15 protein-coding genes, 2 tRNA genes and 2 rRNA genes are annotated in these 19,911 nt (G+C 62.7%); 14 read left to right on the forward strand and 5 right to left on the reverse strand.

What is annotated here, in order from left to right:
* Positions 1-4 precede the first annotated feature (4 nt).
* From AO057_RS05335 to rrf, 4 genes are all read left to right on the forward strand, one after another.
* A tRNA-Ile gene (locus AO057_RS05335) sits at positions 5-81 on the forward strand.
* Between the two features lie 17 nt (positions 82-98).
* A tRNA-Ala gene (locus AO057_RS05340) sits at positions 99-174 on the forward strand.
* Between the two features lie 369 nt (positions 175-543).
* Positions 544-3,420, forward strand: a 23S ribosomal RNA gene (locus AO057_RS05345).
* Between the two features lie 112 nt (positions 3,421-3,532).
* Positions 3,533-3,645 (forward strand): 5S ribosomal RNA (gene rrf, locus AO057_RS05350).
* A gap of 63 nt (positions 3,646-3,708) precedes the next feature.
* On the opposite strand, the gene AO057_RS05355 is transcribed toward rrf, so the two are convergent.
* Positions 3,709-4,641 (reverse strand): MBL fold metallo-hydrolase, encoded by a 933-nt coding sequence (locus AO057_RS05355; protein WP_057674652.1) that lies wholly within the window; start codon positions 4,639-4,641, stop codon positions 3,709-3,711.
* A complete protein-coding gene (locus tag AO057_RS05360; RefSeq protein ID WP_057674653.1) occupies positions 4,638-6,323 on the reverse strand; it encodes an AMP-binding protein in 1,686 nt (561 codons plus the stop codon). Before AO057_RS05360 ends, AO057_RS05355 begins: the two co-directional genes overlap by 4 nt.
* 147 nt (positions 6,324-6,470) lie before the next feature.
* On the opposite strand from AO057_RS05360, the gene AO057_RS05365 reads away from it, so the two are divergent.
* The 9 genes from AO057_RS05365 (at position 6,471) to AO057_RS05405 (ending at position 16,427) form a co-directional block, all read left to right on the forward strand.
* Complete coding sequence (locus AO057_RS05365) at positions 6,471-7,187, forward strand: GNAT family N-acetyltransferase (RefSeq protein ID WP_057674654.1); 717 nt, start codon at positions 6,471-6,473, stop codon at positions 7,185-7,187.
* Positions 7,188-7,272: 85 nt separating this feature from the next.
* Positions 7,273-8,154, forward strand: coding sequence for an HlyC/CorC family transporter (locus tag AO057_RS05370; protein ID WP_057674655.1), 882 nt, complete (start codon positions 7,273-7,275; stop codon positions 8,152-8,154).
* Entirely contained in the window at positions 8,147-9,661 is a 1,515-nt protein-coding gene (lnt, locus tag AO057_RS05375; protein ID WP_057674656.1) for an apolipoprotein N-acyltransferase, read from the forward strand. The genes AO057_RS05370 and lnt overlap by 8 nt, the downstream gene beginning before the upstream one ends.
* Positions 9,662-9,785: 124 nt before the next feature.
* Positions 9,786-10,691 (forward strand): glycine--tRNA ligase subunit alpha, encoded by a 906-nt coding sequence (glyQ, locus tag AO057_RS05380; protein WP_057674657.1) that lies wholly within the window; start codon positions 9,786-9,788, stop codon positions 10,689-10,691.
* A 4-nt stretch (positions 10,692-10,695) separates the two neighbouring features.
* Entirely contained in the window at positions 10,696-12,879 is a 2,184-nt protein-coding gene (gene glyS / locus AO057_RS05385) for a glycine--tRNA ligase subunit beta (protein WP_057674658.1), read from the forward strand.
* Positions 12,880-12,891: 12 nt separating this feature from the next.
* Positions 12,892-13,458: a D-glycero-beta-D-manno-heptose 1,7-bisphosphate 7-phosphatase gene (gmhB, locus tag AO057_RS05390; protein ID WP_156404474.1), complete on the forward strand. Its 567-nt coding sequence runs from the start codon at positions 12,892-12,894 to the stop codon at positions 13,456-13,458.
* Positions 13,459-13,469: 11 nt separating this feature from the next.
* The gene (locus AO057_RS05395) at positions 13,470-14,204 is read left to right on the forward strand and encodes a lysophospholipid acyltransferase family protein (protein ID WP_057674660.1); all 735 of its coding nucleotides are present in this window, start codon (positions 13,470-13,472) and stop codon (positions 14,202-14,204) included.
* Between the two features lie 20 nt (positions 14,205-14,224).
* Positions 14,225-15,169: a M48 family metallopeptidase gene (locus AO057_RS05400; RefSeq protein WP_057674661.1), complete on the forward strand. Its 945-nt coding sequence runs from the start codon at positions 14,225-14,227 to the stop codon at positions 15,167-15,169.
* Between the two features lies 1 nt (position 15,170).
* Positions 15,171-16,427, forward strand: coding sequence for an MgtC/SapB family protein (locus AO057_RS05405; protein WP_057674662.1), 1,257 nt, complete (start codon positions 15,171-15,173; stop codon positions 16,425-16,427).
* A gap of 60 nt (positions 16,428-16,487) precedes the next feature.
* Here the strand turns inward: AO057_RS05405 and AO057_RS05410 are convergent, their stop codons facing one another.
* The gene (locus AO057_RS05410; protein ID WP_057674663.1) at positions 16,488-16,712 is read right to left on the reverse strand and encodes a hypothetical protein; all 225 of its coding nucleotides are present in this window, start codon (positions 16,710-16,712) and stop codon (positions 16,488-16,490) included.
* A gap of 196 nt (positions 16,713-16,908) precedes the next feature.
* Between AO057_RS05410 and AO057_RS05415 the strand changes: the two genes are divergently transcribed.
* Positions 16,909-17,646: a class I SAM-dependent methyltransferase gene (locus AO057_RS05415; RefSeq protein ID WP_057674664.1), complete on the forward strand. Its 738-nt coding sequence runs from the start codon at positions 16,909-16,911 to the stop codon at positions 17,644-17,646.
* Here AO057_RS05415 and AO057_RS05420 read toward each other — a convergent pair.
* Both AO057_RS05420 and AO057_RS05425 read right to left on the reverse strand, forming a co-directional pair.
* On the reverse strand, positions 17,627-18,739 hold the full coding sequence (locus tag AO057_RS05420) for an HPP family protein (protein ID WP_057674665.1): 1,113 nt from the start codon (positions 18,737-18,739) through the stop codon (positions 17,627-17,629). The two genes, AO057_RS05415 and AO057_RS05420, sit on opposite strands and share 20 nt — an antisense overlap.
* Before the next feature lie 48 nt (positions 18,740-18,787).
* Positions 18,788-19,864, reverse strand: coding sequence for an MBL fold metallo-hydrolase (locus tag AO057_RS05425; RefSeq protein ID WP_057674666.1), 1,077 nt, complete (start codon positions 19,862-19,864; stop codon positions 18,788-18,790).
* Positions 19,865-19,911 lie beyond the last annotated feature (47 nt).

The raw sequence follows: 19,911 nt of genomic DNA on the forward strand, positions 1-19,911 counted from the left end.
GCTTGGGTCTGTAGCTCAGTTGGTTAGAGCACCGTCTTGATAAGGCGGGGGTCGTTGGTTCGAGACCAACCAGACCCACCATCCCGTTCCATCGAACTGGGGGATTAGCTCAGCTGGGAGAGCACCTGCTTTGCAAGCAGGGGGTCGTCGGTTCGATCCCGTCATCCTCCACCAATAACAATCAACATCAAAGCGGCTTCGTGCAGATACTGTCCGAGGCTTTTTTGATGTTGATCGATATCCATCGATCAACAAACGAGTCGCAAGGCTCACGGCTGTTCATTAACAATTTATAGAGTCGAATCAGCGTTGTCAGAGGAAACTGCACATTCGTAAAGGTTTAGTGCAGACCGTGCCTCTGATGACAATTTTTTGATTGCGTCAAAACGAAATTCAAACTTTGTTTGTATTTCAAGTAATGACGAATCGTTCTCTGGTAGCAATACCAAAGAATCATTCACATTACGGCATAACGCGCCAGGTGAAAGACCTGGCAAGTCCTTGAAGATGCTTTGGATCTCGCAAGAGAAATCAAAGTTATAGGGTCAAGTGACTAAGAGCATGTGGTGGATGCCTTGGCAATGATAGGCGACGAAGGACGTGAAAGCCTGCGATAAGCTTCGGGGAGCTGGCAAATAAGCTTTGATCCGGAGATTTCCGAATGGGGAAACCCACCTGCAAAGGTATCGCATACTGAATACATAGGTATGCGAGGCGAACCGGGTGAACTGAAACATCTCAGTAGCTCGAGGAAAAGACATCAACCGAGATTCCGAAAGTAGTGGCGAGCGAAATCGGAAGAGCCTGTTAGTGATAGCACGATTCTTAGCAAAACAGTCTGGAAAGGCTGGCCATAGCAGGTGATAGCCCTGTATGCGAAAAGAAACGTGTGGTACTGAGCTAACGACAAGTAGGGCGGGACACGTGTAATCCTGTCTGAATATGGGGGGACCATCCTCCAAGGCTAAATACTCATCATTGACCGATAGTGAACTAGTACCGTGAGGGAAAGGCGAAAAGAACCCCGGGAGGGGAGTGAAATAGATCCTGAAACCGCATGCTTACAAAAAGTAGGAGCCCGCAAGGGTGACTGCGTACCTTTTGTATAATGGGTCAGCGACTTACATTCAGTGGCAAGGTTAACCGAATAGGGAAGCCGTAGAGAAATCGAGTCCGAATAGGGCGTTCAGTCGCTGGGTGTAGACCCGAAACCAAGTGATCTATCCATGGCCAGGATGAAGGTGCCGTAACAGGTACTGGAGGTCCGAACCGACTAGTGTTGCAAAACTAGCGGATGAGCTGTGGATAGGGGTGAAAGGCTAAACAAACTTGGAAATAGCTGGTTCTCTCCGAAAACTATTTAGGTAGTGCCTCAAGTATTACCATCGGGGGTAGAGCACTGTTTTGGCTAGGGGGTCATGGCGACTTACCAAACCAAGGCAAACTCCGAATACCGATGAGTACAGCTTGGGAGACAGAGCACCGGGTGCTAACGTCCGGACTCAAGAGGGAAACAACCCAGACCGCCAGCTAAGGTCCCTAAAATTGGCTAAGTGGGAAACGAAGTGGGAAGGCTAAAACAGTCAGGATGTTGGCTTAGAAGCAGCCATCATTTAAAGAAAGCGTAATAGCTCACTGATCGAGTCGTCCTGCGCGGAAGATGTAACGGGGCTAAGCCAGTTACCGAAGCTGCGGATTTGCAATTTATTGCAAGTGGTAGGAGAGCGTTCTGTAAGCCTGTGAAGGTGGCTTGTAAAGGCTGCTGGAGGTATCAGAAGTGCGAATGCTGACATGAGTAGCGTTAAAGGGGGTGAAAAGCCCCCTCGCCGTAAGCGCAAGGTTTTCTACGCAACGTTCATCGGCGTAGAGTGAGTCGGCCCCTAAGGCGAGGCAGAGATGCGTAGCTGATGGGAAACAGGTCAATATTCCTGTACCGATGTGTAGTGCGATGTGGGGACGGAGAAGGTTAGCTCAGCCAACTGTTGGATATGTTGGTTCAAGCCTGTAGTCGTGCCTGGTAGGCAAATCCGCCGGGCTTAGATGAGGGGTGATAACGAGGCAGCTTGCTGCCGAAGTGAGTGATACCCTGCTTCCAGGAAAAGCCACTAAGCTTCAGCTACACACGACCGTACCGCAAACCGACACTGGTGCGCGAGATGAGTATTCTAAGGCGCTTGAGAGAACTCAGGAGAAGGAACTCGGCAAATTGACACCGTAACTTCGGAAGAAGGTGTGCCTTTAGTAGGTGAACCATTTACTTGGGGAGCCCAATGAGGTTGCAAAGAATCGGTGGCTGCGACTGTTTATTAAAAACACAGCACTCTGCAAACACGAAAGTGGACGTATAGGGTGTGACGCCTGCCCGGTGCTGGAAGATTAAATGATGGGGTGCAAGCTCTTGATTGAAGTCCCAGTAAACGGCGGCCGTAACTATAACGGTCCTAAGGTAGCGAAATTCCTTGTCGGGTAAGTTCCGACCTGCACGAATGGCGTAACGATGGCCACACTGTCTCCTCCTGAGACTCAGCGAAGTTGAAATGTTTGTGATGATGCAATCTCCCCGCGGAAAGACGGAAAGACCCCATGAACCTTTACTGTAGCTTTGTATTGGACTTTGAACAGATCTGTGTAGGATAGGTGGGAGGCTTTGAAGCGGTGCCGCTAGGTATCGTGGAGCCAACGTTGAAATACCACCCTGGTGTGTTTGAGGTTCTAACCTGGATCCCTTATCGGGATTGGGGACAGTGCATGGTAGGCAGTTTGACTGGGGCGGTCTCCTCCCAAAGCGTAACGGAGGAGTTCGAAGGTACGCTAGTTACGGTCGGACATCGTGACGATAGTGCAATGGCATAAGCGTGCTTAACTGCGAGACTGACAAGTCGAGCAGATGCGAAAGCAGGACATAGTGATCCGGTGGTTCTGTATGGAAGGGCCATCGCTCAACGGATAAAAGGTACTCTGGGGATAACAGGCTGATACCGCCCAAGAGTTCATATCGACGGCGGTGTTTGGCACCTCGATGTCGGCTCATCTCATCCTGGGGCTGTAGCCGGTCCCAAGGGTATGGCTGTTCGCCATTTAAAGAGGTACGTGAGCTGGGTTTAAAACGTCGTGAGACAGTTTGGTCCCTATCTTCCGTGGGCGCTGCAGATTTGAGGAAGCCTGCTCCTAGTACGAGAGGACCGGAGTGGACACACCTCTGGTGTACCGGTTGTCACGCCAGTGGCATTGCCGGGTAGCTATGTGTGGAAGAGATAACCGCTGAAAGCATCTAAGCGGGAAACTCGTTTCAAGATGAGATCTGCCGGGGCCTTGAGCCCCCTAAAGAGTCGTTCAAGACCAGGACGTTGATAGGTCAGGTGTGGAAGCGCAGTAATGCGTTAAGCTAACTGATACTAATTGCTCGTGCGGCTTGACCCTATAACTTTGATTCAGTAAATCAAGGAAGTTATGCCAAGTGACGCATTCAAAATAAGCTGATTCGCTCTATAAATTCGTCGTCTTGACCCAGTCAAGATGACAAAAAGTTATGCCTGATGACCATAGCGAGGTGGTCCCACTCCTTCCCATCCCGAACAGGACAGTGAAACGCCTCAGCGCCGATGATAGTGCGGGTTCCCGTGTGAAAGTAGGTCATCGTCAGGCTCTTACAGCAGAAAACGCCCCGTCATGTGACGGGGCGTTTTTATTTGTGCAAACGAAAATGGCCTACTGATTCAGAAGGCCGGACTCGCCAGAGATGACAATGGCTTGAGCGGCGCCAGATCGCAGCAGATCCTGGATCAGGTCGTCTATCCATGCGTCGAAATCGGCGTGAGCAAAGTGCCGTGATTGCAGAAGACCGAAGTGGCTGGTCGCGCGAGCCCAGCGCAGCAAGTCCTTGCGCGTGATCTGCTGGAGCTCAAGCAGTTTGAATTTCAGCAGGACTTTGGCGGCATAACGGGCATGCCGCAGGGGTTCCGCGGTGAACTGATCCAGGCGCTGGCGTGCATAGACCAAAGCGCCCCGCGCATCATGCAGGACAGCGCCATGTCCGGGGATGACGAGTTCGGGACGCAGCGAGTCGATGAGGTCCAGTGTCTGTGAAACTTCATTGAAGGCCGAGACCCCCTCGATTTCGGGAAATACCACCCCAAACCCGTTGGCCCAGAGTGCATCAGCGGATATCAGGATGCGCAGTTCAGGCTGGAACAGGATGACCGAGTCGGGGTCGTGACCCGGTGCGGCGTGGATATCCCAGTCGCGTACACCGAGACGGATCGAAGCGCCGGGCGTCAGCAAGCCCTCATACGTGAATCGCGGACAAAATTGCCCGGTAGGGACGTAGCTCAGTGCCTCATCGTCCCACGCGCGCACAGCGGCGGCCTGGCCCGGTGGAATATGCGTTTGCAATGCAGGGTAGGCCGCTTGCAGGGCGGCGTTGCCACCGCAGTGGTCGCTGTGCAGGTGCGTGTTGACGAGCAGATCCAGCGGACAGGCGCCCAATCGGGCCTGAACCAAGGCGACCGTCTGCGCAGCGTGGGTACCGTACCCGCTGTCGACCAGGGCACACTGCTCCGGCCCCAGCAGCAGGATGTTGTTGGAAGACAGCCAACCCCGCTCCAGGACGACGATGTCGGGCGGCAGGGCGGCAGGGCTCACTTGCCGGCCCGCAACTCGCGACGCAGGATCTTGCCGACGTTGGATTTGGGCAACTCGTCACGGAATTCGATGTACTTGGGGTGTTTGTAGCCGGTCAGGTTCTGGGCGCAGTACTTGGCCACATCGTCCTCGCTCAGGGTCGGGTCGCTGCGCACCACATACACCTTGATCGCTTCGCCCTGCTTGGCATCCGGCACGCCAATGACGGCGCATTCGAGCACGCCGTCACACAGGGAAATGACGTTCTCGAGTTCGCTGGGGAAGACGTTGAAGCCGCTAACCAGGATCATGTCCTTTTTGCGATCGACGATGCGGGTGTAACCCTGCGCATCCATGATCCCGATGTCGCCCGTGCGCATGAACCCGTCAGATGTGAAGGCTTGGGCGGTCTCGGCGGCCTGCTGGTAATAACCGGTCATCACGTTCGGGCCCCTGATGCAGATTTCCCCCGATTCGCCAACCGCCAGCGACTTGCCGCCGTCATCCTTGATGGCGATCTCGACGCCGGGCAGCGGTAGGCCGATGGTGCCGCTGAACTTGTCGGTCGTGACGGGGTTGTTGGTGCCGATGGCGCAGGTTTCGCTCATGCCCCAGCCTTCCACCATGGGGCAGCCGGTCACTTCGCGCCAGTGCCGGGCCGTTCCTTCGGAGGCCGCCATGCCGCCTGCCTGCGAAACGCAGAGGTGGGAGAAGTCGACAGTCCGGAACTGTGGATGCTGCAGCAAGGCGTTGAAGAGGGTGTTCACTGCCGGCAGCATGTGGAAGGGGCGGCGCTTGAGGGTTTCTACAAACTTGCCGATGTCGCGCGGGTTCGGAACCAGCGTGACGTGCGAACCCCAGCGTATGGCCAGGAAGCACAAGGTCAGCGCAAAGATGTGATAAAGCGGGAGCGCCGCGATGCTGTTGGTTTCGCGCACGTTACCGACACGGTCAAGAGCCGGGGTGAACCAGGCCTCGGCCTGCAGGATGGCGGCGACCACATTGCGGTGGGTCAGCACGGCGCCCTTGCTCAGGCCGGTGGTGCCACCGGTGTATTGCAGGAAGGCCACCGAGTCGAGATTGACCGCGGCCGGTTTGAGCGAGAGATGGGACCCCTCACCCACAGCCTTGCGAAACGGCGTGACGGTGCGACCCTCCGAGAGAGGGAGCTTGAAGGGCGGCACCATCTTGGCCAGATGGCGAACGGCAAAGGTGAGCCAGCGCCCGTACCAGGGCCCGAGCAGATCGCCGAAGGCGGTGAGCACCACGTGCTTGACGGGGGTGCGACCGATGACCTCCTCCAGCGTGTGAGCGAAGTTCTCCAGCACGACAATGGCGGTCGCCCCGGAGTCCTTGAGCTGGTGCTCGAGTTCGCGCGCCGTGTACAAAGGGTTGACGTTTACGCAGGTGTAGCCGGCACGCAGGATGGCCGCCATGGTGACGGCGAACTGCGGGATGTTGGGCAGCATGATGGCCACGCGCGCGCCGGGTTCCAGACCCAGCCGCTGCAGCCAGGCCCCCAACGCTGCGGACAGCTCGTCGAGCTGCCGGTAGCTCATCCACCGTTCCATGCAGACGGAGAAGGGGTGGGTGGCGTTTTTACGGAAGGACTCTTCCAGCAACTGGGCTAGGGAACTGTACTGTCCCGGTACAACATCGTGAGGGACGCCGGCAGGATAGCTGTGCAACCAGAATTTTTCCATCAATCACTCCATGAGCTTGCTATTGGAACGCAGCCGGGGAGGGCGTGACATCGGGCTTGTCCTAGGTAGTCGGCTAAAACTGTCACGCACGCGTCAAGGCTAGCCTAGCCACTGGATGAAAAGGGAAAATCACCTTACATTCGCGCCATGGACGTAAACAAGGAAGATTCGGGAACGGAACGCGGCAATGAGTTGCTGAGGGTGCTGCCCCCGGAGCAAAGCGCAACTGCGCGGGCGCCCTGGGTCGCCGTGATCCGGCGTCTGGGCGCTCGGCACCAGGGGCGTATAGCGCGCCATCTGCAGACACTGGACGAGCACGATCGCTACCTGCGCTTCGGTTATCTGGCCAACGATGCCCAGATCCAGGCTTATGTCGACACCCTGGACTTCGAGCGTGATGCGATTTTCGGCATCTACAACCGGAGGCTGGAACTGGTGGCCATGGCCCATCTGGCCCATTCCGTCGACAAGAGTTTCGATGCCTGTGCTGAATTTGGCGTCTCGGTGCTGCCTTCGGTGCGTGGTCACGGCTACGGCAGCAAGCTCTTTGCGCGGGCCATGCGCCATGCGCGCAACGAGGGTGTGCACCTGATGTTCATCCATGCCTTGAGCGAGAACAAGGCCATGCTCAACATTGCCCGCAAGGCGGGGGCCACGGTGGAGTACGACGGGTCAGAAGCGAGCGCGTACTTGCGTCTTCCGCCATCCACATTCGAGAGCCAGGTGACGGAAATGGTCGAGGAGCAGTTGGCCCAGACAGATTACCGGCTCAAGGTGCAGGCCAAGCAGTTCTGGGAATTCATCACCGGGCTGCAGGATGTACGCCGCGGCGTGCGGGAGGCGCGTCACAAATCCGCCCCTTGAGGCCGGCATCCGGCGGTCACAGCCCTGAGATGGTGATCCGCTATCCTATGGGGGTCCCAACAACCGCACGTCCGTGCTGCCGTCAGTGCCCGACCCTTACCCTGCGCGCGTCCCTGAAAAAGAGGACAAGCGCACCTTCCTGAAGAAACTGGCCGAGTTCATCCACCCCGGACCGGACTCCACCGCCGAGTTGATCGAAACGCTGGCCGAGGCCGAAGACAACCAGGTCATCGGCGCCGAATCGCGCTACATGCTCGAAGGTGTGCTGCGCATGGCCGAGATGACGGCGGGCGACGTCATGGTGCCGGCACCGCGCATGGACCTGGTCGACATCAATGCGCCCTTCGATGAACTGCTCCATGTGATCATCGACACCGCGCACTCGCGTTTCCCGGTCTTTGAGGGCGAGCGCGAGAACATCATCGGCATCCTGCTGGCCAAGGACCTGCTCAAGCTGCAGCGTGCGCCAGAGCTCAACATCCGGGCTCTGCTGCGCCCGGCGGTCTTCGTCCCGGAGAGCAAGGGCCTGAACGATCTGCTGCACGAATTCCGCGGCAACCGCAACCATCTGGCCATCGTGATCGACGAGTTCGGCCGCGTGGCGGGGCTCATCACCATCGAGGACGTACTCGAACAGATCGTGGGCGAGATCGAGGACGAGTTCGACATTTCCGAGGACGAGGGCGACATCTTCGGCCTGGCCGACCAGACCTACCGCGTCAGCGGCGGGGCGTCCGTGGAGCGGGTCAACGAGGCCTTTGATGTCAAGATCACAGGCAGCGACCCGCAAGAGAGTTTCGACACCATCGGCGGTCTCATCGCCCATGAGATGGGGCATGTGCCCAAACGCGGGGAACAGCACGTGATCGCCGGGCTGAGGTTCGTGGTGCTGCACACCAAGGGCGGTGCCGTGAAGTGGTTCAAGGTCTCGCCCGTGGTGCTGCGCAAGGCCGCGCCTCATGGCTGAGCGCCGGGCGCGCATCGGCTCCTGGATCCTGAGCAGCGGGGCCGGCCTGGCCCAGGCGCTGGCCCTGGCTGCACCCTGGGACGGCCAGCCGCGCTGGTGGCTGCAACTCCTCGCGCTGGGCCTGCTGGCCTGGCAACTTGAACGCAGCACGCACTGGAAGCAGGCGGCACTGTCCGGCTGGCTGTTTGCCACGACCTGGCTCACGGCCACTTTCTGGTGGCTCTACATTTCCATGCACACCTATGGCGGCCTGCCGGCCGCACTGGCCGTGCTCGCCGTGCTGGCCCTGGCCGGCGCCCTGGCGCTGTATTACGCGGCGGCCTGCGCTCTGCAAGTGCGGTACGCCCCACGCGAACGGGCCGCGCGGGCCCTGCTGTTTGCGGCGCTCTGGTTGCTGGCGGAGCTGGCGCGCGGTGTCTGGTTCACGGGTTTCGGTTGGGGGGGCAGCGGCTACGCCCATGTCGAAGGTCCCTTGGCCGGCTACGCGCCGTGGCTGGGGGTCTATGGCATCTCGGCCCTGGCGGCCTGGCTGGCCATGACGATCCCGCAGATCTGGGCCTGTGGCCACTGGCAGCGCCTGGCGGCCCTGGCCCTGCTGGCCCTGCCCTCCGTGCAGCAGATGGATGGCGCCTCGGTGACCCGCTCGACGGGGCGGCTGGGCGTGGCCTTGCTGCAAGGCAATATCCCGCAGGACGAGAAGTTCCAGCCCGGCACCGGCGTGCCAATGGCCCTGCGCTGGTACGCAGAACAGCTGCAGCAGCGACACGCGCCGTTGATCGTGGCGCCCGAGACGGCCCTGCCCCTGCTGCCGCAACAACTGCCCCAGGGCTACTGGGACGCACTGCGTCAGCGATATGCCAGTGGCGCCGAGGCGGCGCTGATCGGATTGCCGCTGGGCAGTTACCGCGAGGGCTATACCAATTCCGCCGTGGGCCTGGCGCCGGGCCAGGCACCCTGGCGCTACGACAAGCACCACCTGGTTCCCTTTGGTGAGTTCATCCCGACCGGGTTCAAGTGGTTCACGGCCCTGATGAACATCCCCCTTGGAGACTTCCATCGGGGCAACGTAGGCCAACCCGCCTTCGAATGGCAAGGCCAGCGGCTGGCCCCCAATATCTGCTACGAGGACCTGTTTGGCGAGGAGCTGGGTGCGCGTTTCCGTGACCCGGCCCAGGCCCCTACGGTCTTCGTCAACCTCAGCAACATCGCCTGGTTCGGCAATACCGTGGCGATCGACCAGCACCTGCACATCTCGCGCATGCGCGCGCTGGAATTCGAACGCCCCTTCGTGCGGGCCACCAACACCGGCTCCACGGCCATCATCGACCACCGCGGCCAGGTCATCACCGAGCTGCCACGCCACACCCGTGGCGTGTTGCTGGGCGAGGTGGAGGGGCGTGAGGGCCTGACGCCGTATGCCCGCTGGGTGGCGCACACGGGCTTGTGGCCGCTGTGGCTGGCCGGCCTGGCTGGGCTGCTGTGGGCTATCTGGCGCAAAAGAGCCTGATTCCCTCCGGGCTCGGGCCTGAAGCCCCGTAAAATCAAGGGCTTACGCGGAAATCCGCCTCTTTCAGCGCCAGCAGCGCGCGCCGCTCGCTGGCCGGGTGGATGCGCTTGCACCTGACCCAATCATGTTGACCTTCCAACAAATCATTCTGAAACTGCAGGCCTACTGGGATGCCCAGGGCTGTGCACTCCTGCAGCCCTACGACATGGAAGTCGGTGCGGGCACCTCGCACACCGCCACCTTCCTGCGCGCCATCGGCCCCGAGCCCTGGAAAGCCGCCTACGTGCAGCCCAGCCGTCGCCCCAAGGACGGTCGTTACGGCGAGAACCCCAACCGCCTGCAGCACTACTACCAGTACCAGGTGGTGCTCAAGCCGGCACCGAGCAACATCCTGGAGCTCTACCTGGGCTCGCTCGAAGCGCTGGGCTTCGACCTGAAGAAGAACGACATCCGCTTCGTCGAAGACGACTGGGAGAATCCCACGCTGGGCGCCTGGGGCCTGGGCTGGGAGGTCTGGCTCAACGGCATGGAGGTGACGCAGTTCACGTACTTCCAGCAGGTCGGCGGCATCGATTGCAGGCCCATCACGGGCGAGATCACCTACGGCCTGGAGCGACTGGCCATGTACCTGCAGGGTGTGGACAACGTCTACAACCTCAAGTGGACCGACACCCTGAGTTATGGCGACGTCTACCTGCAGAACGAAAAAGAGCAGTCCGCCTACAACTTCGAACACAGCGATGCCGACTTCCTGTTCACCGCCTTCACCGCGCATGAGAAGCAGGCCAAGCACCTGATGGAGCAACAGCTTGCCTTGCCGGCCTACGAGCAGGTGCTCAAGTGCGCGCACAGCTTCAACCTGCTGGACGCACGCGGCGCCATTTCCGTGACCGAGCGCGCCGCCTACATCGGCCGCATCCGCAACCTGGCGCGCGCCGTGGCGCAGAGTTATTACGAGAGCCGTGAACGACTGGGCTTCCCCATGGCGCCGCGTGCCTGGGTCGAGCAAATGACGAAGAAGGCAGCCTGACACCATGACGACCCAAAACCTTCTCGTTGAACTGTTTGTCGAAGAGCTGCCGCCCAAGGCGCTCAAGAAGCTCGGTGACAGCTTTGCCGCCACACTGGCCGAGCAGCTGCGTGCCATGGGCCTGGCCACGGCCGAATCCGTCGTGACGGCCTATGCCTCGCCGCGCCGCCTGGCCGCGCACATCACACATGTCCTGCTCAAGGCGGCCGACAAGGCGGTGCAGCAAAAGCTCATGCCCGTAGCCGTGGGTCTGGACCCGGCCGGCAACCCCACGCAGGCGCTGATCAAGAAGTTGTCCGCCCTGGGCGCTGATGTGTCCGACCCGGCCCAGGCGGTCGCCGCGCTCAAGCGCGCGCCCGATGGCAAGGCCGAGGCGCTGTTCTACGACAGCTTGGTCACCGGTGCAACGCTCGATACGGGTCTGCAGAAAGCGCTGGACGAGGCGTTGTCCAAGCTGCCTATCCCCAAGGTCATGAGCTACCAGCTCGAGACTGACTGCGAACTGCCGGGCTGGAGCAGCGTCAACTTCGTGCGCCCGGCCCATGGCCTGGTAGCACTGCACGGCAGCACCGTGGTGCCCGTCAAGGCCCTGGGCCTGAAGGCCGGCAACAGCACCAAGGGCCACCGCTTTGAAGCGAAGAAGGATGTCGTGGTGCTCAAGGATGCCGACAGCTACGTTGCTGCGCTGCTCAACGATGGCGCGGTGATCGCGTCCTTCGCCGAGCGTCGCGCCGAGATCGTGCGCCAGCTGACAGCGGCCGCGACCAAGCTTGGCGGTGGCGTGCGCGCCATCGAAGACGAGGCCCTGCTGGACGAGGTGACGGCGCTGGTCGAGCGCCCCAATGTGCTGGTCTGTGAATTCGAGAAGGAATTCCTGGCCGTGCCTCAGGAGTGCCTGATCCTCACGATGAAGGCCAACCAGAAGTACTTCCCGCTGCTCGACGCCGCAGGCAAGCTGACGAACAAGTTCCTGGTGGTCAGCAACATCAGCCCCAGCGACGCCAGCGCCGTGATCGGCGGCAACGAGCGCGTGGTGCGCCCGCGCCTGGCCGACGCCAAGTTCTTCTTCGACCAGGATCGCAAGAAGACGCTGGCCTCGCGCGTCGAGGGCCTGGGCAAGGTGGTCTATCACAACAAGCTCGGCACCCAGGGCGAGCGCGTGGAGCGTGTGCGCGCGATTGCGAAGGCGATTGCACAGCAGTTGGGTGATGCGAAGCTGGTGGCGGCAGCCGACACGGCCGCACGCCTGGCCAAGACCGATCTGCTGACGGATATGGTGGGTGAGTTCCCCGAGTTGCAGGGCATCATGGGCGGCTACTACGCGCGCCACGACGGCCTGGGCGACGAGGTGGCCAACGCCATTGAGGACCACTACAAGCCGCGTTTCGCCGGTGACGAACTGCCGCGCAATACCGTGGGCCTGACGGTGGCACTGGCCGACAAGCTGGAGACCCTGGTGGGCATGTTCGGTATTGGCAATCTGCCGACTGGCGACAAGGACCCCTTTGCGCTGCGCCGCCACGCGCTGGGCGTGATCCGCATGTTGGTTGAAACTGAATGCCCAATCGGCTTGGACCTTTTGTTACGAGTGACAGCCGATCAATTTTCGGCGATTGCGGAATTTCAGCGCGAGAGGATTTTCGGTGCGCTATTTGACTTTATCTACGAGAGATTAAGAGGATATTTCAAAGAAGACAGAGCCTCGCAGACTGAAAGCGGCATCAAGCAATCGTTTGCTTACTCGTCGCAAGAGATCGAGGCTGTGTTGGCTCTCAAGCCAAGTATGTTGAGCGATATCGAGGGCCGGTTGTTTGCAGTGATGCAATTTGCTTCCTTGCCAGAGGCGCCGGCCCTGGCCGCGGCGAACAAGCGCATCAGCAACATTCTCAAGAAGGAGCAGGAAGTAGACGCGCACGTCAGCGAAGTCCTGCTCAAGGAAGAGGCCGAGAAGAAGCTGTACGCCGCACTCAAAGACGTGGTGCCCCAGGCCAACAAACAGTTCGAGGCCGGCGACTACACCGCCTCGCTCAAGACGCTGGCCGCCCTGCGCGCGCCGGTGGACGCCTTCTTCGACGGCGTGATGGTGAATGCCGAAGAGATGGACCTGCGCCTGAACCGCCAGGGCCTGCTCAAGAGCCTGCACGATGCCATGAACCGCGTGGCCGACCTGTCCCGATTGGCCGCCTGATACATGCACACCATGAAGCTGGTCATCCTCGACCGTGACGGAACCATCAACGAGGACAGTTCGGAGTTCATCAAGTCCGAAGCCGAATGGAAGCCGCTGCCCGGTGCGCTGGAGGCGATCGCCAAGCTGAACCACGCCGGCTGGCACGTGGTGGTAGCTTCCAATCAGTCGGGGCTGGGCCGCGGCCTGTTCGATGTGGCCGCGCTCAACGTCATGCATGCCAAGATGCACAAGCTGCTGGCCCTGGCCGGTGGGCGTGTCGAGGCCGTCTTCTATTGCCCGCACGCGCCCGACCAGACCTGCCGCTGCCGCAAGCCGCTGCCGGGGCTGTTCGAGCAGATCGGCGAACGTTACGGCGTCTCGCTCAAGGGCGTGCCGACCGTGGGCGATTCGGCGCGTGACCTCGTCGCCGGTGCCGTCGTGGGCTGCGAGCCGCATCTGGTGCTGACCGGCAAGGGCGAGGCCCTGCGCGGCCAACCCCTGCCCGACCATTTCCCGGCCGGCACGCGTGTGCACGAGAACCTGCTGGCTTTTGCCGACTACCTGGTGGCGCGCGATACCGTGCGGGACAGCGCCTGAGGACAGACAACATGGCATTGCTTCGTTCCCTGCTTCATCTCCTGTGGATGGTGATCACGGTGATCCCCTGGGGCATCATCATGGTGGTGGCCTCGATCCGCGTGCGCGGCAACCCGCTGTACTGGATGGCGGCGCGCTGGCTGGGCTGGGCCATCGATGGTGCTCGCGTCATTCTCGGCATCCGCGTGCGCGTCACCGGCATGGAGAACCTGCCGGTGGGCGAGACCAGCCCGGCCATCCTGCTGGTCAAGCACCAGTCCACGCTGGAGACTTTCCTCATGCCCACGCTGATGCCGCATCCGCTGGCCTATGTGTTCAAGAAGGAGCTGCTCTACGTGCCCTTCTTCGGCTGGGCCATGGGCCGGCTGGACATGATCCACATCGACCGCTCGCAGGGTTCACTGGCTTTTTCCAAGGTGGTGGCGCAGGGCAAGGAGCTGCTGGCGCGCGGTGTCTGGATCATCATGTTCCCCGAAGGCACGCGCATTGCGCGCGGCCAGCAGGGCACCTACAAGTCCGGTGGCACGCGTCTGGCGGTGGCGACCGGTGCGCCGGTGATTCCGATCGCCGTGAGTTCAGCCAAGTGCTGGCCGCGCAAGGCCTTCATCAAGCGGCCGGGTGTGGTGGACGTGTCCATCGGCAAGCCCATCCCCAGCGCGGGCCGTGAGCCGGCCGAGCTGATGCGCGAGGTCGAGGCCTGGATCGAGGCCGAGATGCGCCGGCTCGACCCCGAAGCCTACAAGTGATGCTCCACTAAGATCAGGGCATGCGCAGCTTCCTCCAGCTCGCCCTCGACCTCTTCGATGCAGCGCCGGTGCAGGCGCCAGTGTCGCCGCCGCCGGCCCCCGAAGTGCAAGGTCCGCACCAGCCGGCTCCGGCCATTGATAGCGTGATGACCCCGGCCCAGTTCAGCCATCCGCGTGCCAACCGCCAGACGCGTCTGTGCGACGCCCACGTGGCCTACGAATTCAAGCGCGGCAAGCGCCGTACCATCGGCATGCAGGTGGGGCCCGACGGACTGGTGGTCAGCGCGCCGCGCTGGGTGCCGCTGTACGAGGTGGAGGCCGCCTTGCAGGAAAAGGCGGACTGGATCGTGCGCAAGCTCGGCGAGATGCGCGAGCGCCAGCAGCGCCTGGACTCGACGCACATCGAGTGGCGCGACGGCAGCAGTTTCCCCTTCCTGGGCGAGACGGTCATCGTGGTGCTCGATCCGACCCACGCCTACAGCACGGTGGGCGGCAGCCTCAAGGCCGATGACGTGGAGGTGGTGCTGCACAGCGATGCGCAGGCGCCCAACCTCACGCTGGACGGCGTGCCGCGCCTGACCCTGCACATCGGCCTGCCGCAGCACGCCAGCACCCAGCAGATCCGTGACACCGTACAGGCTTGGCTGATGCGCCAGGCCCATCGCGTTTTCACCGAGCGTCTGCATCACTACGCCCCACAACTGGGTGTGCAGTGGCGCAAGCTCTCGCTCAGCAGCGCGGGCACCCGCTGGGGCAGTGCCAGCAGCGATGGCGCGATCCGGCTGAACTGGCGGCTCATCCACTTCCGCCAGAACGTGATCGACTATGTGGTCGCGCACGAACTCAGCCACCTGCGCGTGATGGACCACAGCCCGCGCTTCTGGGACACGGTGCGCTCGGTCGTGCCGGACTACCAGAGCCTGCGCGGCGAACTGCGCGACGAGGCCCTGCCGCGCTGGCACTGAAATGAACACGGCATTCAGCGCCGACACCCTGACCAGCCTGGCGCTGGCCCTGGGGCTGGGCTTGTTGATCGGTATCGAACGCGAACGCAGCAAGGGCAGCGGTCCCACGCGCCGCTTTGCCGGCATCCGCACCTTTGCCCTGGCCTCCCTGACCGGCGCCGGCGCGCAAGTGCTGGGCCAGGCCTGGCTGACGGCCGTGGCCGGTGCCCTGGTGGCGGGGCTGGCGCTGGTGTCGCACTTCAAGGACCGCTCGCGCGATCCGGGGGTCACCACCGAGATCGCGCTCTTCCTCACCTTTCTGCTGGGCCTGCTCAGCGTGCCCGAGCCGGTGCTGGCCTCGGCGCTGGGCGTGACGGTGGCCGTGCTGCTGGTGGCGCGTGTGCCGCTGCAGCGCTTCTCGACGCAGGTGCTGGGCGAGCAGGAGTTGCGCGATGCCCTGCTGCTGGCGGCGTCGGCCCTGGTGGTCCTGCCGCTGGCGCCCAACCAGGCCTTGCCCTGGCTGGGGGGCATCAACCTGCGCGTGGTCTGGCAGCTGGTCGTGCTCATCATGGCCGTGCAGGCCTTGGGTCATGTGGCCTTGCGCCTGTTCGGCTCCCGGCTCGGTCTGCCGCTGTCGGGGCTGGTGGCCGGTTTTGTTTCCAGCACTGCCACCATCGCGGCCATGGGCGCACGTGCCGCCCGTCATCCCGAGCTGCGCACGGCCTGTGTGGCGGGTGCCTGGTTCTCCACGGTCTCCACGACCCTGCAGGTGATGCTGATTGCCGGGCTGCTGTATCCGGCGGGCCTGCATCTCATCGCACCTGCCATGGGCAGCGCCTTGCTGATGGCGCTGCTGCTCGGGCTGGCCGCCTATCGACGCAGCCCGGTGCCGCCGGACGAGGCGCCGGCGCAGGGGCGGGCCTTCAGCCTGCGGCAGTCCATCCTGCTGGCCTTGCTGTTCACCGGCATTGCGGCCGTCGTGGCCTGGCTGCAGCACGGTGTGGGGACGCCGGCCACCCTGGCCGCCACGGCACTGGCGGGTTTCGCCGACGCGCATTCATCGGCCGCAGCGGTCATGGGCCTGGCGGCACGCGGTGAGATCGAGCCGTCCACCATGCTCACCGCCGTGCTGCTGGCCTTCAGCACCAACAACGCGAGCAAGATCGTGGCGGCCTATGTGACCGGTGGGGCGCGTTACGGCAGCATTGTCGCTGCCGGGCTGATGCTGGTGGCATTCGCTGCATGGGCCTGCTGGGGCTGGCTGCGCCTGGCAGCCTGAAACAGAACAGCCCGCCCGCATGACATGCGGGCGGGCTGCACAGGGTGCGGCAGGGCCGGATTACTTCTTGGCTTCAGCCTTCTTCTCGGCTTTCTTGGTGGCGACGGCGGCCTTCTTGGCCTCGGCCTTTTTCTCACCCTTGGCGTCTGCCTTCGCGGCCGTCTTGGCAGCAGCAGCGGGAGTGGCGGGCGTTGCGGGTGTGGCAGGAGCGGCGGGTGCAGCAGCCTGGGCAAAGACGTTGGCTGCGAACAGGCCGGCGATCAGGGTGGCGAGGATCTTGCTCATTTCATTTGCCTTTCGGTGGATGTTGTGACTTCAGTGGATCTGAAGACACTCACACAACGGGAGGCGTTGCCGCTGCGTTGACCTTGCATGTGTATCGAGACGTATCTCCCCAGCAGCATCGTGCACACAGGCCCCGGGTCTATACTGGCCCACTCCCATCTCACGAAGCCATTCAAGCCGGCTTCACGCTTCAGCGATGCCCGGCTACCAGATCAAGCAGCAATACGTGCCCATCACGGGGGTGGCTGATCTCTTTATCCGTTCCTTGCTGGACCGGCAGCAGTTCAGTGATCCGCTGGGGGCCGCTCTGCGCCAGGGCATTTCTTCTGCCACCTGGCCGCTGTTCGGCCTGCTCTGGCCTTCGGGGGCGCAGCTCGCGGCGCGCATGGCGCTGCGGCCGGTGCTGGCGGAGGAGCGCATCCTGGAACTGGGTTGCGGCCTGGCCTTGCCCAGCCTGGTCGGTCATCGCCGCGGTGCCGACATCACGGCCAGCGACTGCCATCCGCTGACCCAGGTTTTCCTGCAGGCCAACCTGGGGCTCAACCAGTTGCTTCCCATCAAGTACCGGCATGGCCACTGGAGCAAGCCCGGTTCGCTGAAGCAGGACGATGGCGCGCCGGCCATCGATATGGTGCGCGGGCGTTTCGACCTGATCATCGGCAGCGATCTGCTGTACGACCCCGACGCCAGCGTCGCCCTGGCCGGCTTCATCGGCCGGCATGCCAAGTTGTGTGCCGAGGTGTGGATCGTCGATCCGGACCGCGGCAACCGTGCCGCCTTCAGCCGGCACATGCTGGCCCAGGGATTTGACCTGCGCGAGGAGCGCCTGGACCGCATCGCGGCGGTCGACACGCTGGCCTACAAGGGGCGGCTGCTGACCTATCGCCGTTCACTGCGGCAGCCCGGGGCTGCCCTCAGGCCGCACCGGTCTTGAACAGGGCCGCCACCACGTCGGACTGCGTGATCATGCCGACCACGCGCAACTGTTCGTCCACCACCGGCATGTGGTGCAGGCCGCCGTCGGAGAACAGGCCCACCAGATCCACCATCAGCTGTTCCGGGCGGGCGACGCGCACCTTGCGCGTCATGATGTCGGCCACGAAGCGCGCCGTGCTCATGACGGGCATCTTGCGCGGGTCGGGTGCGCTGTGGCCGACGAAGAAGTCGTGCAGCGAGACGATGCCGGCCAGCGTGCCGTCATTGCGGATCACGGGCAGCGCCTTGACCTTGTGCCGCGCCAGCCGGTCCCAGGCCTCGTCGACCGAGTCGCGCGGTCCGACATGGATCACGTCGCGCGACATGATGTCGCGACAGAGCACGTCGCCCCATTTGCGGCGGCTCGCATGCAACTGCGCGCGCGTGAGGATCTGCTCCAGGTCGTCGGGGCTGATGTCGAGCAGCTGGCCCTGGCTGCCCAGGGCGGCATCCAGATCCTGCTTGCTCAGGCCCAGGCGCGCACTGGGCTGCAGGTCGGCCGTGCGATGCGGGTGGGGCTGGGGTACGGGCTGGTGCGGATAACGCCGCTGCATCAGGTTGTTGAAGAGCAGCGCCAGCGCGAGCAGCAGGGCGGAGTTCGCGGCCACCGGCCACAGCGCATAACCGTAGCCCAGCTGGGCGATGGCCGGTCCGCCCAGCACTGCGGTCAGTGCCACGGCCCCACCGGGCGGGTGCAGGCAGCGCAGCGCGAACATGGCGGCAATCGCCAGCGCGCCGGCGGCACCGGCCGCCAGGCCGCCATGGCCCAGGGTGTGTGCGCAAAGTACGCCGATCAGTGCCGAAACCAGGTTGCCACCGAGGATGGACCAGGGCTGGGCCAGTGGACTGGCCGGCACGGCAAAGAGCAACACGGCCGACGCACCCATGGGGGCGATGAACCAGGGATTGAGTTCGCCCAGGGTCTGATGGCTCAGCCATTCGGTGCCGAGCAGGCCCAGGCCGGCGCCCAGGCAGCCCAGCCAGATCTCACGCCGGCTGACCGACAGCGGCGCAGGCCAGAAACTGCGTAGCCAGGGAAAGAGGGAATCCACACGCACTCCTGCGGGCACCAAAACGGCGCATTGTAGGGGTGGCGGCTCTCAGAGGACTGGCGGGCGGAAGCGGTAAACCCCTTCGGCATCACGCTCGCGGCGCAGCTGGCCATCGAACCACAGGGCGTGCAGGTGGGCCACGGCCTCGCCCATGGCAAAGGTGGTCTGGTGCAGGTCGAGCTTGCGCTTGAAGAGGATGGGCAGCACGTCGGCGGCACTGCAGGGTTTTTCGCCGCAGGCCTGCAGCACCTCGGCCAGGCGGTCGCGGTGGTGTTCGTGCAGCTGCTCGATGCGCCGGTGCAGGCCGGTGAAGGGTTTGCCGTGCGAGGGCAGGGTCAGCGTGTCGACCGGCAGGGCCTTGAACTTGTCGATGGACTGCAGGAAGAGCTTCAGGGCATCGGCCTCGGGCTCCATGTCGAAGACGCTGACATTGGTGGAGATGCGCGGCAGCATCATGTCGCCGCCGATTAGCAGCTTGAGCTCTTCGCAGTACAGCGCGATGTGCTCGGGCGCATGGCCGTGGCCGCTGATGCAGCGCCAGCCGCGTCCGCCGATGGCCACCACATCGCCTTCCATGAGCCGGCGAAACTGGCGCGGCACCGCCGGCACCAGCGTGGGGTAGTAGCTGGCGCGCTCGCGGATCTTGTCCATCGAGGCCGGGTCGCGCAGGCCATGCGCGGCGAAAAAGAGCGCCGAACTGTCACCACCAAAACCGTTGCTGCCGGAGGAGCCTATGCGCGCCAGGTTGTAGTCAGTGGCGCTCATCCACAGGCGGCAGGGAAACTCGGGTGTGCTCCAGCGCGCGCACAGCCAGTCGGCCAGGCCGATGTGGTCCGGGTGCATGTGCGTGACGATGACACGCAGCAGGGGCAGGCCCTCGAAGGTGCTGGCAAAGATCTGCTCCCATTGGGCCTTGGCCTCGTCGCGGCTGATGCAGCAGTCCACCACCGTCCAGCCTTCGCGGCCGTCGAGCCTGTCGCGCAGCAGCCAGAGGTTGATGTGGTCCAGCGCAAAGGGCAGGGCCATGCGGACCCAGCGCACGCCGGGGGCCACTTCCAACGTGGCGCCGGGTTCGGGCAGGGTCTCGCCCAGGGGGTAGTGGAGCTGGCGTTCGAGTTCGTTCATGTTCTGTGACAGAATTGACGTTTACGTAAACGTCAAGTGACGGCGCC

The organism is Curvibacter sp. PAE-UM (genome assembly GCF_001432305.1).
Classification (GTDB): Bacteria; Pseudomonadota; Gammaproteobacteria; order Burkholderiales; family Burkholderiaceae_C; genus Hylemonella.